This window comes from Arthrobacter sp. MDT1-49-2 (assembly GCF_059090185.1).
In genome coordinates this window covers 158367-171380 of record NZ_JBNHFK010000003.1, presented here as the reverse complement: position 1 = coordinate 171380, position 13014 = coordinate 158367, and the positions used below count along the sequence as shown (strand labels likewise).

The 13014-nt window shown below is 68.0% G+C and carries 12 protein-coding genes; 6 read left to right on the top strand and 6 right to left on the bottom strand.

Going from position 1 to position 13014, the window contains the following annotated elements:
• Position 1: 1 nt before the first annotated feature.
• Both mtrB and mtrA read right to left on the bottom strand, forming a co-directional pair.
• On the bottom strand, positions 2 to 1714 hold the full coding sequence (mtrB, locus tag AC5RTS_RS05700) for an MtrAB system histidine kinase MtrB (RefSeq protein ID WP_493991108.1): 1713 nt from the start codon (positions 1712 to 1714) through the stop codon (positions 2 to 4).
• Position 1715: 1 nt separating this feature from the next.
• On the bottom strand, positions 1716 to 2393 hold the full coding sequence (gene mtrA, locus AC5RTS_RS05695) for an MtrAB system response regulator MtrA (RefSeq protein WP_493991107.1): 678 nt from the start codon (positions 2391 to 2393) through the stop codon (positions 1716 to 1718).
• A 223-nt stretch (positions 2394 to 2616) separates the two neighbouring features.
• On the opposite strand from mtrA, the gene AC5RTS_RS05690 reads away from it, so the two are divergent.
• From AC5RTS_RS05690 to AC5RTS_RS05665, 6 genes are read left to right on the top strand one after another with little or no spacing between them, the layout of a single operon-like run.
• On the top strand, positions 2617 to 3888 hold the full coding sequence (locus tag AC5RTS_RS05690; RefSeq protein WP_493991106.1) for a DUF7847 domain-containing protein: 1272 nt from the start codon (positions 2617 to 2619) through the stop codon (positions 3886 to 3888).
• A gap of 2 nt (positions 3889 to 3890) precedes the next feature.
• Positions 3891 to 4622, top strand: a complete 732-nt coding sequence (locus tag AC5RTS_RS05685) for a DUF4129 domain-containing protein (RefSeq protein WP_493991105.1) — start codon at positions 3891 to 3893, stop codon at positions 4620 to 4622.
• Entirely contained in the window at positions 4619 to 5881 is a 1263-nt protein-coding gene (locus AC5RTS_RS05680) for a DUF4350 domain-containing protein (protein WP_493991104.1), read from the top strand. The genes AC5RTS_RS05685 and AC5RTS_RS05680 overlap by 4 nt, the downstream gene beginning before the upstream one ends.
• Positions 5878 to 6909 carry an AAA family ATPase gene (locus tag AC5RTS_RS05675; protein ID WP_493991103.1) on the top strand — a complete coding sequence of 344 codons (1032 nt, stop codon included), beginning with the start codon at positions 5878 to 5880 and terminating at the stop codon, positions 6907 to 6909. The genes AC5RTS_RS05680 and AC5RTS_RS05675 overlap by 4 nt, the downstream gene beginning before the upstream one ends.
• Positions 6910 to 6923: 14 nt before the next feature.
• Positions 6924 to 8216: a DUF58 domain-containing protein gene (locus tag AC5RTS_RS05670; protein WP_493991102.1), complete on the top strand. Its 1293-nt coding sequence runs from the start codon at positions 6924 to 6926 to the stop codon at positions 8214 to 8216.
• Positions 8217 to 8218: 2 nt separating this feature from the next.
• Entirely contained in the window at positions 8219 to 8899 is a 681-nt protein-coding gene (locus AC5RTS_RS05665; RefSeq protein ID WP_493991101.1) for a DUF4166 domain-containing protein, read from the top strand.
• A gap of 46 nt (positions 8900 to 8945) precedes the next feature.
• Here the strand turns inward: AC5RTS_RS05665 and AC5RTS_RS05660 are convergent, their stop codons facing one another.
• From AC5RTS_RS05660 to AC5RTS_RS05645, 4 genes are all read right to left on the bottom strand, one after another.
• On the bottom strand, positions 8946 to 10040 hold the full coding sequence (locus AC5RTS_RS05660; protein ID WP_493991100.1) for a uroporphyrinogen decarboxylase/cobalamine-independent methonine synthase family protein: 1095 nt from the start codon (positions 10038 to 10040) through the stop codon (positions 8946 to 8948).
• Positions 10024 to 10401, bottom strand: coding sequence for a chorismate mutase (locus tag AC5RTS_RS05655; protein WP_493991099.1), 378 nt, complete (start codon positions 10399 to 10401; stop codon positions 10024 to 10026). The genes AC5RTS_RS05660 and AC5RTS_RS05655 overlap by 17 nt, the downstream gene beginning before the upstream one ends.
• 97 nt (positions 10402 to 10498) lie before the next feature.
• On the bottom strand, positions 10499 to 11650 hold the full coding sequence (gene mnmA, locus AC5RTS_RS05650) for a tRNA 2-thiouridine(34) synthase MnmA (RefSeq protein WP_493991098.1): 1152 nt from the start codon (positions 11648 to 11650) through the stop codon (positions 10499 to 10501).
• Positions 11647 to 12873, bottom strand: a complete 1227-nt coding sequence (locus AC5RTS_RS05645) for a cysteine desulfurase family protein (protein ID WP_493991097.1) — start codon at positions 12871 to 12873, stop codon at positions 11647 to 11649. Before AC5RTS_RS05645 ends, mnmA begins: the two co-directional genes overlap by 4 nt.
• Positions 12874 to 13014: the final 141 nt, after the last annotated feature.

Genomic DNA, 13014 nt, shown 5'->3' with positions numbered 1-13014 from the left:
CCTAGAAGACATCCGGTTCCTCCTCAGCGGTTACGGCCGCGGCGCTCAGCGCCCGGGGCCCGGCGTCGTGCGGCGAGAGCGGCACCGGCGACGAGTCAAACGTTCCTCCATGGCGCAGGGGCAGCGTGAGCCGGAAGCATGAGCCGTTGCCGGGATCGCCCCAGGCCTCCAGGCGGCCACCGTGAAGCCGGGTGTCTTCGGCGGCGATGGACAGTCCCAGGCCGCTGCCGCCCGTGGTGCGTGCCCGCGCCGGGTCCGCACGCCAGAAACGGTCGAAGACCCTGCCGGCGGCTTCCTCCGTCATGCCGATACCGTGGTCGCGGACGGCAATGCCCACGGCATCGGCGTTCACCGCTACGGCAATCTCGATCGGCTCGCCCTCACCGTGCTCCAGCGCGTTGACGAGCAGGTTGCGCAGGATCCGTTCAATCCGGCGCGGATCCGCGTCCACCACGCAGCTGGATTCCTTGGAGACCACCAGCACCTCGGAGCCGCTGTTGTTCGCCAACGGCTCCGTTGCGTCCATGACGTCACGGACGATGTGGAAGACATCGGTGGGCTCGAGGTCCAGCGCCGCCGCGCCGGCGTCGAAGCGCGAGATTTCCAGCAGGTCCGCAAGCAGTGCCTGGAACCGTTCCACTTGGTGGTAAAGGAGTTCCGTGGAACGCCGGTACATGGGGTCGAAGCTGTCGCGGGCCTCGTAGAGCACCTCCGCAGCCATGCGCACCGTGGTGAGCGGGGTGCGGAGTTCATGCGAAACGTCGGAGACGAAGACCTGCTGCATGCGCGAAAGCGTCGCGAGCTGGGTGATCTGGTCCTGGAGGGTCCCGGCCATGTGGTTGAACGACGCCGCCAGGCGGGCCACTTCATCCTCGCCTTTGACCTCCATGCGCTCCTGCAGTTCGCCGGCGGCAAGCTTCTCCGAGACCGCCGCTGCGTCGCTGACCGCGCCCAGGCCCGCTTTGGCGACTACCCAGGCGATGGTTCCGCTGATGGCCAGGAGGAGGAAACCGGCAATCCAGAGGATCCGGTGAATGTCATCCAGCGTTTTCTGCATGGAGGAGAGGTCATAGATCAGGTAGAGGGCGTACTCCGCACTGTCCGGCGGTAGCGTGACCTTCGTGGCGAAGGCGATGCCGGGTTCCCCGTGGGCGAGTTCGAGCGGGGCCCAGTACACGTAATCCGTATCAGCGTCCCCGACCGTGCTGGCAGCAACCGCGTCGCTCAGTGCCACCGGTATGCCGCTGGCGGTGATGTTTCCCGTGTTCACCGAGGAAGGGACGTACAGCGGGTCTGACGTGGGCAGCGGAGTCAGCAGATAGGTTCGCTGGGCGTCGGCACCCTTGCCCTCGAGCAGCGGAAGCGTGTCCGTCACCAGACGCTCGGTGCTTTCCCGGTCGCTGGCGGTGGTCTCACGGAAGTTGTCCTTCACATTGGAAAGGCCCGCCGTCGCCTCGGTCCGGAACTGGGCCAGCCGCTCCTCATAGAGGGACCCGGCAATCTGATGTGAAAGGAATGCACCGATGCCGGCGCCGGCGAGCGCGACAAGCAGCAGCGTGGACATGATCGTCTTGAACTGCAGGGACCGCCGCCACTGGCGGGCAATCCGGTGGAAGGTGGCCCGGCGGAAGGCACGCCGCAGGCGGCCAAGCTGTTCCAGGGCGCTGGCGATTCGTTCGGATTTCCCGGCCGCCCCGGCCAGGAAACCCGGCAACCTAACTCTGTCCCGCTTTATATCCGACACCGCGCACCGTCAGTACTATCTCGGGTGCTTCGGGGTCGCGTTCAATCTTGGAGCGGAGCCTCTGCACATGCACATTGACCAGCCGCGTGTCGGCGGCATGGCGGTAGCCCCATACCTGTTCCAGCAGCATTTCGCGGGTGAACACCTGCCACGGCTTGCGTGCCAGCGCCACCAGCAGGTCGAATTCCAGCGGGGTCAGCGAAATGCTGTCGCCGCCCCGGGATACGGAGTGGCCTGCCACGTCGATGGACACTTCGCCGATCCGCAGCGTCTCGGGTGACTTCTGGTCCCCCGGGCGCAGCCGGGCCCGGACGCGGGCCACCAGTTCCGCCGGTTTGAACGGCTTGGGCACATAGTCGTCGGCGCCGGATTCGAGTCCGCGGACGACGTCGGCCGTGTCGGCCTTGGCGGTGAGCATCACGATGGGGGTGTCGGACTCGTTGCGGATCTGGCGGCAGACTTCAATGCCGTCGATCCCCGGCAGCATGAGGTCAAGCAGCACCAGGTCCGGCTTGCTGTTGCGGAAAACGTCCAGCGCCAAGGAGCCGTCTGCGCAGAACACCGGATCGAATCCGTCGTTGCGCAGCACGATGCCAATCATTTCGGCAAGGGCTTCGTCGTCGTCTACGACCAGTATGCGTGCCTTCATAACTCCCTGTTCACTGCTTGCGTCCGTCCGCGCGCAACCGCGCGCCGGGGTCAGCAGTCATAGCGGCTGCCGCTCCCCCCAGGCGTGCAAAGCCGCCTAAGTCAATCCCTATCATCCTAAGCGACACAATTCCGGGCGCGGCTCGCCCCGGATGCTGATTGACCGCGCTGTCACTATAGTCGAGGTAACAAAGTCAACTGCCTGCAGGGGGATACGGGTAAAGATGAGCGAGCAAGAACACAAGGGGCCGCAAGACGGACCACAGGAATCCGTGCCGGGGCCGCCGCCAATGCCCCCGCAGGACCAGTCCTCCGCCGCCCCGTGGAGTCCCGCTCCCCCGCCGCCCGGCGCCTGGCAGCCCCCGCAGGGAGATCAGCAGCAGCGCCCGGCCAACCCCTGGGCGCAGCCGCAGCAGGGCTCCGCCTGGGACAGCCCCAACCCCTATGCCGCCGGCCCTGCGTTCGGGCAGCAGTATGGCTACACCCCGCCGCCCAAGCCAGGCATCATCCCCCTGCGTCCGCTCGGACTAGGGGAAATGATGGACGGGGCGTTCCAGGCCTGCCGCCGGAACGCGCTGGCGGCCTTCGGCAACTCTCTGCTGATCCAGGGCATCATCACGGCGCTGACCATCGGACTGGGCTTTGGCATGATCTCCACCTTCGAGGACGCGGCACTGAGCGGTGCCTCGGATGATGAGCTGACCGGCCCGGTCCTGGGGGCGCTCACCGGGTTCGCCGGGCTGGGCATTATATCTCTGGTAGGGGTAATGGTGGTGCAGGGCCTGCTGGTGGTTCCCGTGGCGCGGGCCACCCTGAATCTCCGGACCGGGTTCAGCCAGATGTGGCGGATTGCACGGCAGAGCATCCTTCGTTTGGCCGGACTGGCGCTGGTGCTGCTGGCAGCGTCAGCGGTGGCTATTACCGTCCTCGTCCTGCTGTTCAGCCTGATTATCTATCTGCTCGGAGATGCCGGAATTGCGGTCGTGGTGATAGCTGTCCTGGGGCTGGCAGCGGTGACCGCCTGGGTGTCGGTCAAGCTCGCCCTGGCTCCGGCAGCGCTGGTGCTCGAGGGCACCGGGATCTTCCGGTCGATAGCGCGCTCCTGGCAGCTGACCCGCCGGAACTGGTGGCGCACCTTCGGGATCATTATCCTCACCAGCATGATCGTCGGCGTCCTGACGCAGATCCTGACCATTCCCTTCAGTTTCATCATCGGCTTCGCCACCGCATCAACGGAGGACCCTGCAGCCCTCGTGGCCAGCAGCGTGGTGCTGATCGCGGTCACGCTGCTCGTCTCGGCCGTGGGATATGCCTTCCAGGGTGCCGTCACCGCACTGCTGTATGTGGACCTGCGCATCCGCCGCGAGGGGTTTGATCTGGCCCTGATGAAGGACCAGGAGGGTCCGCATACGCAGGATCCCGAGTTCCTTCCCGGCCGTCATGCCGTACCCATGATGCGCAAGGCTCCGGCCGGGCCGCCCACGGGTATGCCCTAGGCATGCTGTTCCCCTTGCGGCTTCCGGCCGGTTTTCCCGTCGAACGGTTACCCGTTCGGGTTTCCGGCGACGTTCCCGTCGAGCCGGACGCGGACCAGGCCCGTGACTGGGCGCGCGAGGAACTGGCCGAACGGATCTACGAAGATGCCAAGCCCGGTCTGGCGGAGCGTGTGCTCCAGTCGGTGCTCGACTGGCTCGGCGATGTACTGAGCGGCCTGGGCGGTCTGGGCAGCGGGCCCGGCGTCCTGGTCCTCGCGGCCACCGCCGCCCTCCTGGTCGCTGTCCTGGTGCTGGTCATCCGTCCGCGGCTGAATGCCAAGGCAAAGAAGAGGAATACGTCCGAAGTGTTCGCGACGGACGTCGTGGAAACTGCGGCCGACCACAGAAAACGGGCCGGCGAGGCGGCTTCGGAACAGCGCTGGGACACGGCCGTTGCGGAGCGTTTCCGCGCCATGGTCCGTTCCGCCGAGGAACGCGTCATTTTCGAGGTGCAGCCGGCGCGGACGGCGGCGGAAGCCGCCAGCCGGCTCAGCGGCGCGTTCCCTGCTTCCGGAACCGAGATCATGTGGCTGAGTCAGAGATTCGACGAGATCCTCTACGGTGCCCGGAACATGGCCGCCCGCGCCGCGGACTACCAGCGCGCCCTTGAGCTTGATGCCCTGCTGGAAGAAACCCGTCCGTCCATAGCGGAATCAAACGGATCGGCTCTGCCCGGGTTGGCGGTGCCCCGATGAACGGCTCCCCCGTCAAGGATGTTCCCCAAGACTCCCCCGCCGCCTCCTCCGCCCCGCCTCCTGCGGTGCCCGAGGAGCGCAGCGCTGCGGCACGGCCCGCGCCATTGCGCAGGGCCGGGAGCTGGTTGCGGCGGCACCGTGTCATTATTTTCCTCGCCCTTCTGCTCTGCGGCATGGTGGCCCTTTCCCTGTGGGGCCGTACCGACGCGGACGGAGTTGCGCTCTCACCGGACAACCCGGCACCCGACGGCGGAAGGGCCGCTGCGCAGATCCTCTCCGGCCAGGGCGTGGAAATCCTGCAGCCACAGGACATCGGCGAAGCGCAGGCCGCACTGGAGGAACATCCCGGTGCCACGCTGCTCTACCTTGACCCCAACGGTTTCCTGGACAGCGGCCAAATGGAGGAACTCGCGGACGCCGCGGGCCGGGCGGTGCTGGTTGCCCCCACGTTCGCCCAGCTTGCAGCAATCGCCCCGGACATCCGCCAGGCCGGCCTCCTGCCCGCCGAGCCCGGCACGCACATCCTCGACGCCGGGTGCCGGGACGAGGACGCACGAACCGCCGGCAGCGTCGCCACCGGGGGACGGACCTACCGCGGTCCGGTGACCTGTTTTACCTTCGACGGCGACCGTGGCGACGCCGGCGGTGCTGCCGGCTCCTACGCCGCCACCCGCGACGGCTCGACCGTTGTGCTGGGCAGCCCGGACCTCATTGCCAACAAGGCGCTGGCGTCCGAGGGCAACGCCGCCCTGGCGCTTCGGACCCTGGGGCCGGATGAAACACTCGTGTGGTACCGGGCCGTTCCGGCCGATATCCCCGTTTCGGACCAGCCCGCCGACCCCTTCGCCTACCTGCCGGCCTGGACCGGCCCGCTGATGCTCTGGCTGGTCCTGGTGACGGCGCTGGCCGGGTTCTGGCGCGGACGGCGGCTTGGACCGCTGGCCGAGGAACCATTGCCGGTAGTGGTCCGGTCCGCCGAAACGGCCGAGGGCCGGGCGCGCCTGTACCAGGACAGCCAGGCGGTGGACCATGCGGCCGCCACGCTGCGGGCCGCGGCCATGACCCGGCTTGCTGCCCATCTGCGGCTGGGCCCGGGAGCCGGCACCGACGCGGTAACCCGCGCCACCGCCGAAGCAACCGGCCGCAGCTACACGGAGACCGACCTACTTCTCAACCAGCAAAGGCCCGGCACCGGATCGGAATTGGTGCGCTGGGCCCAGGACCTGCACGACCTAGAGGAAGAAGCCACTTCATCATGAGCCAGCAGTTCGATACCTACCCCGTGCCGCCCGGAACGGCCGACGGTGCCGCACCGGCACCCCCGCTGCCCCCGGGCGAGGACCCGGTCCGCGCCGCGCTGGCACAGGTGCGGCAGGAGGTCGCCAAGGCCGTGGTGGGACAGGACGCCGCCGTGACCGGGTTGATCATCGCACTGCTCGCCAAGGGCCACGTCCTGTTGGAAGGCGTCCCGGGTGTGGCGAAAACGCTGCTGGTCCGCAGTCTCTCCGCTGCCCTTGACCTGGACACCAAACGGGTCCAGTTCACTCCGGACCTGATGCCCGGCGACGTCACCGGTTCCCTGATTTACGACGGCCGGTCCTCGGAATTCTCCTTCCGGGAAGGCCCCGTCTTCACCAATATCCTGCTGGCAGACGAGATCAACCGGACGCCGCCCAAGACCCAGGCATCCCTGCTTGAAGCCATGGAGGAGCGCCAGGTGACTGTTGACGGCGTCACACGCGCGCTGCCCGAACCCTTCATCGTCGCGGCCACGCAGAACCCGGTGGAGTACGAAGGCACCTACCCGCTGCCGGAAGCCCAGCTGGACCGGTTCCTGCTGAAAATGACGCTGGATCTTCCCGGCCGGGACGACGAAATCGAGGTGATCCGCCGGCACAGCAGCGGCTTTGATCCCCGTGACCTTGCCGCTGCCGGCGTCCGGCCCGTGGCCTCGGCACGCGACCTGGAGCTGGCCCGCCAAGCTGTGGCCGAAGTGTCCGTTGCCCCGGAGGTGCTGGCCTACATCGTGGACATTGTCCGGGCCACCCGTTCCGCGCCGTCGTTCCAGCTCGGGGTCTCACCGCGCGGCGCCACGGCACTGCTGAATACCTCCCGCGCGTGGGCCTGGCTTTCGGGCCGGACCTTCGTGACGCCGGATGATGTGAAGGCGCTGACGCTTCCCGCCCTGCGGCACCGCGTGTCCCTGCGTCCTGAAGCGCAGATGGACGGGGTCAATGCGGACCACGTGCTGGGCAGCATTCTCTCCACCGTCCCGGTCCCCCGGTAGGCGGGGCCGCGCTCATGGCTGTCTCCGGCCGGCTCGTCCTCCTGGCGGCTCTGGGAACCGTTGCGGTGGTGCTGTACCCCGGCGCTGCGTCGATCCTGCTCTGGCTCGCGTTCCTTGCCGCGGCTGCCGGAGCCGACCTGCTGCTGGCGGCGTCGCCTCGCCAATTACAGGTCCACCGGCAGCTGCCGGACAGTGTGCGCCTGACCGAGACCGCCGTCAGTACGCTGGTGGTGCGCAACGGCAGCCCAAGGGCGTTGCGGGCGGTAATCCGCGACTGCTGGCAGCCCTCGGCCGGAGCACGCAGCCCCGAACAGCAGCTTTCCGTTCCCGCAGGCGAGGCACGCCGCATGGACGTGGGCCTGGAACCGGCACGCCGCGGCGTCCTGCGCAGCGGATACATCGGCGTGCGCAGTTTCGGTCCCCTGGGCCTGGCCGCCCGCCAACGGACCCTCAGCCTGCCCGGCGAGATCAGGGTGCTCCCGCCGTTCTATGCCAAACGGCACCTGCCGTCCAAGCTGCGCCGCCTGCGGGAACTGGATGGAAACGCCTCGGTCCAGCTGCGCGGTGCAGGGACCGAGTTCGACTCGCTGCGTGAATACGTCCGCGGCGACGATGTACGTTCCATCGACTGGCGCGCCACGGCCCGCCGCCGCGACACCGTGGTGCGGACCTGGCGCCCGGAACGGGACCGGAGGGTCGTCATCCTTCTGGACACCTCCCGGACATCCGCAGCCCGGATCGATGATGAGCCCCGGCTGGACACCGGGATTGAAGCCACACTGCTGCTGGGCGTGCTGGCTGCCGGCGGCGGGGACCAGGTGGATTTCCTCGCGTTTGACCGCAGGATCCGCGCCCGCGTGGATTCGGGCGGGAAAGGCAATCTGCTCAGCAGACTGGTCAACGCCGCCGTCCCCCTGGAGCCGGAACTTATCGAAGCGGACTTCTCCCTGCTGCCCGGGGCGGTGCACGCCGTGACGGCACGCCGGTCACTGGTGGTCCTGATTACCTCCCTTGATTCCGGTGCCGTGGAGGAAGGCCTGGTCCCGGTCCTGCCCCGGCTCCTGGAGAAACACGTGGTTGTCGTCGCGTCGGTCCGCGACCCCGGTCTCAACGACCTGCGCACCGCAGGCGGGAGCACCCCGGCGGTGTTCCGGGCCGCCGCTGCCGAGCGTGCGCTGCTGGACCGGGCAGCGGTGACCGAACAGCTGCGCGCCATGGGAGCCGAGGTAGTGGACGAGCCGCCGCACGAACTCGCCCCCGGACTTGCCGACATGTACATCCGCCTCAAGGCAGCAGGAAGGCTCTAGCCATGGCATCCGCGTCCCTCTACCGGCAGGTCCTGGGCGCGGACTTTGCCCGCCTGCAGCCTGAGCTGCAGGACTACTTCGGCCTTGGCGAGGGCGCAGGCCGGTACGGGGAGGGCAGCGGCATCTTCGCCCGTGCCGGTTGTCCCCGTCCGTGGCTGCGCCCGCTGCTGCCCCTGGTGCCGGTCTCCAACGCCTTCTTCCCGAACTACGGGACCGAGGTTCCGTTCACCATCCGCAACTATCCGCACCGCGATCCCTGGGGACGCCCGGCACTCACGGCCGTGCGCTCCTTTGATTTCCCGGCGGGAACCCGGGTGTTCGAAGATACGACGGTGCTCACCGCTCCCGGCGTCCTGACGGACTATCTGGGCCGGCGGCGGAACCTGGCCACGGACCTGGTCCTGAAGGTCACGGACGAGGGGCATCTGCGGATGAATTCCCCGGCCAGCCGGCTTTTCCTCGGTCCGCTGCGGCTGCCGCTGCCCCGCTTTGCCGCAGCCGACGCGCACGTTGAACAGTGGTGGGATGAGGCCGCCGGGTCCTTCCGGATCCGCACGCAGGTGATCCAACGCCAGCTGGGGACCGTCTTCGAATATGACGGCGGGTTCAGCTACGGCCTCCGCCCGTTAGACGGCGAACTGCCCGACGACGTCGAACCCGCCAGGTGGGAGCGCCGGGTCTAGGTGACAGGGTCTAGGCAACACCGGGACTAGGCCAGCCACACCGGGTCTAGCCCTCAGCCACCACCTGGTCCAAGGCGGCGGCGGTCCCGGTGAGCCGTGTGAGGACCCTGCGGGCCGTTTCCGGCGACACGTCGGCAAGGCCCGAGGCCGGGGTCAGGCGGAGCGCCGGCAGGCTCGAGACCGGGAGTCCGATTTTGTGCCAGGGACGCAGGACACTCTCCACCAGACGGGTGACCTGGGGCAGTTCACCGCCCTCACGCGGAACAGGCAGGATGCCCAGCCAGACCCGGTGTCCGCTTTCCACCGCCTCCGCGATGCCCTCCCAATCGCGGGATGTCAGGGAATCGGCGGCCAGCGCGGTGCCCTGCGCCCCGGCCTGCCGGGCCAGTTCGAAGGGGGATTTGGTGCCCTTGCGCAGCGGACCGAATGCGTCCGCCCGGGGCAGGGCGAAGACTGTGGCCGCGCCGCCGGCGCTCACCGCTGTGCACAGCTGCTCCCAGGCGGCGGAGACCTCGGAGGACGGGACGGAACGCAGCGTGCGGTATCCGGAGGCGGTGGGAATGCCGCCGGCCAGCACTGCGGCGATGTCCGGCTCATCCACCTGGACGGTGATCCGTGCATCGGGAACCGAGGAAGAGGCCCGGGCAATATAGGATCCCACCCCGGCAATCAGCGACTGCATCAGGTCCCGGCGGGCGCCGGCGTCGGAAAGTGCCCGCTCCCCGTTGTGCAGGTAAAGGTTGGCGGCAAGCGAGAGGGGTCCGCGCAGGGAAATCTTCAGGTCCCCGCCTGGGTGTTCCCCGGCGACGTCGGCCAGGGCATTGAGGTCCTGGCTGAGCAGCGATACCGCCCTCCGGTGGTCCTTGCCGGGGCGTTCCACCAGCCGCCAGCCGTGCGGCTGGGTATCCACGAAAATGTCCACCAGCAGGGACGCGCTGCGGCCGACCGGGTCGGCCCCGGGGCCGCGCTGCGGGAGTTCGGCCAGGAAGGGCAGGTGGGGGTCCCCCAGCTCGCCGCGGATCACCCGGGTGGATTCCACCGGGTCGGTTCCGGGCCAGCTGCCCAGGGCCGTCGCGGCCAGCGTGCCGGTCACTGCCTCCGGGCGGGCCGCGGCCTCTGCCGGGTCAGGAGGCTGCGGCATCTGTTCCGCCGTTGCGGGTCTGGGAGATGGCCTGATGGTGCCGGATGACCTCGCTGATGATGAAGTTCAGGAACTTTTCCGCGAAGGCGGGGTCCAGGTGCGCGTCCTCGGCCAGCCGGCGCAGGCGCGCAATCTGGGCGACCTCACGCCCGGGATCGGCCGGGGGAAGATTGTGCTCAGCCTTGAGGTGGCCCACCCGCTGGGTGGCCTTGAACCGCTCGGCGAGCAGATAAACCAGGGTGGCGTCGATGTTGTCGATGCTGCTGCGCATGGCAAGCAGCTCTGCCATCACATCGTCGGCAACCTTCCCGGAGAGGGAACTTGCCCGCGGATCGAACTCATCGTCCGAAGAATTGCTCATAGGTCCTGTCTGGCTCATTCGTCCAGTTTAGGGTGCAGCAGCGCCCCGGCCGGAGCAGGTTACGCTGCCGTTCCCGGAACCGCCGCACCGGCACGTGTCAGGAGACGGCTGCCGGGTTCCATTCCAGGGAGCGGGCCGAGTCGATGGTCGCCTGTCCCAGCACGCGGGTGCCCTGGTACAGCACCATGGACTGGCCGGGTGCCACCCCGCGCATCGGTTCGGTGAGCCGGACCACCAGTTCCTCGCGGGCGGCTCCGGTTTCGCTGTCCGTGACGTCTTCCATCCAGCCGGTGGCGGCGACGGGATCGCCGTGTGCCCGGACCTGGACCATGCAGTCGAACGTGGACCGGTTGCCGATTTCGGCAATAGGCCGGCCGGCCCAGGAAATCTTGATGCCGCGCATCTGGTCGATGTTCAGCAGCTGCTCCGGTCCGACAATGACCTTGTTTTCCTTGGGCCGGATTTCCAGTACGAAGCGGGGCTTGCCGTCGGCTGCCGGGGTGCCGAGCTTCAGGCCGCGGCGCTGTCCCACGGTGTAGGCATTGGCGCCGGGGTGGGTGCCGAGCTTGGTGCCCGTTTCATCCACAATGTCGCCTTCGGACATGTTGATGCGCTCTTCCAGCCAGCCGCGGGTGTCGCCGTCGGGGATGAAGCAGATGTCGTGGCTGTCGGGCTTGTTGGCCACGGACAGGCCGCGGCGTTCCGCTTCGGCCCGGACCTCGGCTTTGGAGGGGGTTTCAGCGAGCGGGAACATGCAGTGGCGCAGCTGCTCTTCGGTCAACACACCGAGCACGTAGGACTGGTCCTTCGCCCAGTCGGCGGCACGGTGCAGTTCCGGATTGCCGTCGGCATTGGTGAGCACCTTGGCGTAGTGGCCGGTGCACACGGCGTCAAAGCCCAGCGCCAGTGCCTTTTCCAGCAGGGCAGCGAACTTGATCCGTTCATTGCAGCGCATGCAGGGGTTGGGTGTACGGCCGGCGGCGTATTCGGCCACGAAGTCGTCCACCACGTCTTCCTTGAACCGTTCGGAGAAATCCCACACGTAGTACGGAATGCCGAGGATGTCACAGGCACGCCAGGCGTCCCGCGAGTCCTCGATGGTGCAGCAGCCCCGGCTGCCGGTCCGCAGGGTGCCCGGCATCCGGGACAGCGCCAGGTGGACGCCGACGACGTCGTGCCCTGCCTCCACTGCCCGTGCTGCGGCTACGGCGGAATCGACTCCGCCACTCATTGCTGCCAAAACCTTCATGAACTAAAACCTGTTCCTGCTGTCTGGATGCTGCTTACGTGTCCGGCCATGCCGGCTTTCTTGGCACGCTCATACGCGTCCGGAAGTGCCTGCAACAATGTGTCAACGTCTTCGGCAGTGGTTGTATGCCCGAGGCTGAAGCGTTGTGCGCCACGTGCCTCGGTTTCGCTGAGCCCCATGGCGAGCAGCACATGCGAGGGGCGGGGAACGCCGGCCGTGCATGCGGATCCGGTGGAGGACTCAACACCGGCCAGGTCAAGGAGGAAAAGCAGTGAATCCCCTTCGCAGCCGGGGAACGTGAAGTGGGCGTTGCCCGGCAGGCGGCGTCCCCCGCCGTCGTCGTCACGTGCCCCGCGCAGGACGGCCGCCGGAATGGCCCGCTCGACGCCGGTGATGAGGTAATCGCGGAGCGTGCGCAAGCGTTCGGACTCGTCCGTCAGGTGCTCGGCTGCGTCCTGCGCCGCCGCGGCGAACGCTGCGATTCCTGCGGTGTCCAAGGTGCCGGAGCGGATGTCCCGCTCCTGTCCGCCGCCGTGCTGGACGGGCGTGAGCTTGACGGCACGGCCCACAACCAATGCGCCCACTCCCACCGGACCGCCGATCTTGTGGGCGCTGATCGCCATCGTGTCCAGGCCTGCAGCACGGAAGTCCACCGGGAGGGCACCGAAGGCCTGCACCGCGTCGGAATGCACCGGGATGCCGTATTCGTGTGCCAGGGCCGCAATGGCGCGGATGTCCTGAACGGTGCCTACCTCGTTGTTCGCCCACATGGCAGTCAAGAGCGCCGTGCTGTCGGCGTTGGCCTCCAGCTCGCGGCGGATGGCCTTGAGGGACATCACGCCGTCGGCGTCCACCGGGATCCATACCGGCACGGCGCCTTCGTGCTTCTCCAGCCACTCCACGGTATCCAGCACGGCATGGTGCTCAATGCCGGAAACGAGGATGCGGGTGCGGGCCGGGTCAGCGTCGCGGCGGGCCCAAAACAGGCCCTTGACCGCAAGGTTGTCCGCTTCCGTGCCGCCGGAGGTGAAAATGATCTCCGAGGGATGGCAGCCTGCAGCGGCGGCCAGGATCTCGCGGGAGTCCTCCACAACCATCCGGGCGCGGCGGCCTGAGCCGTGCAGCGACGAAGGGTTGCCGCTGCGGCTGAGTTCTGAGGTGAGTGCGGCGAGGGCCGAAGCCGAAATCGGCGTGGTCGCCGCGTGATCTAGATACACGGGCACCAGCTAATTCTAGCCGCCATTACGCCCGCTGCCGATTCGGGCGGCCGGGACTTTCCGAACTATCCGGTAGCTGCAGGCCCTGCCGCTCTCCCCCTGGCCGGTTCACCGCGGTACTGCGGACGCGGGGCAGGAATTTGGAGA

Excerpts from the sequence above, each read along its gene's own strand:
- mtrA (WP_493991107.1), bottom strand. The coding sequence starts at position 2,393 with ATGAAGGCACGCATACTGGTCGTAGACGACGACGAAGCCCTTGCCGAA.
- AC5RTS_RS05690 (WP_493991106.1), top strand. The coding sequence starts at position 2,617 with ATGAGCGAGCAAGAACACAAGGGGCCGCAAGACGGACCACAGGAATCC.
- AC5RTS_RS05685 (WP_493991105.1), top strand. The coding sequence starts at position 3,891 with ATGCTGTTCCCCTTGCGGCTTCCGGCCGGTTTTCCCGTCGAACGGTTA.
- AC5RTS_RS05680 (WP_493991104.1), top strand. The coding sequence starts at position 4,619 with ATGAACGGCTCCCCCGTCAAGGATGTTCCCCAAGACTCCCCCGCCGCC.
- AC5RTS_RS05675 (WP_493991103.1), top strand. The coding sequence starts at position 5,878 with ATGAGCCAGCAGTTCGATACCTACCCCGTGCCGCCCGGAACGGCCGAC.
- AC5RTS_RS05670 (WP_493991102.1), top strand. The coding sequence starts at position 6,924 with ATGGCTGTCTCCGGCCGGCTCGTCCTCCTGGCGGCTCTGGGAACCGTT.
- AC5RTS_RS05665 (WP_493991101.1), top strand. The coding sequence starts at position 8,219 with ATGGCATCCGCGTCCCTCTACCGGCAGGTCCTGGGCGCGGACTTTGCC.
- AC5RTS_RS05660 (WP_493991100.1), bottom strand. The coding sequence starts at position 10,040 with ATGCCGCAGCCTCCTGACCCGGCAGAGGCCGCGGCCCGCCCGGAGGCA.
- AC5RTS_RS05655 (WP_493991099.1), bottom strand. The coding sequence starts at position 10,401 with ATGAGCAATTCTTCGGACGATGAGTTCGATCCGCGGGCAAGTTCCCTC.
- mnmA (WP_493991098.1), bottom strand. The coding sequence starts at position 11,650 with ATGAAGGTTTTGGCAGCAATGAGTGGCGGAGTCGATTCCGCCGTAGCC.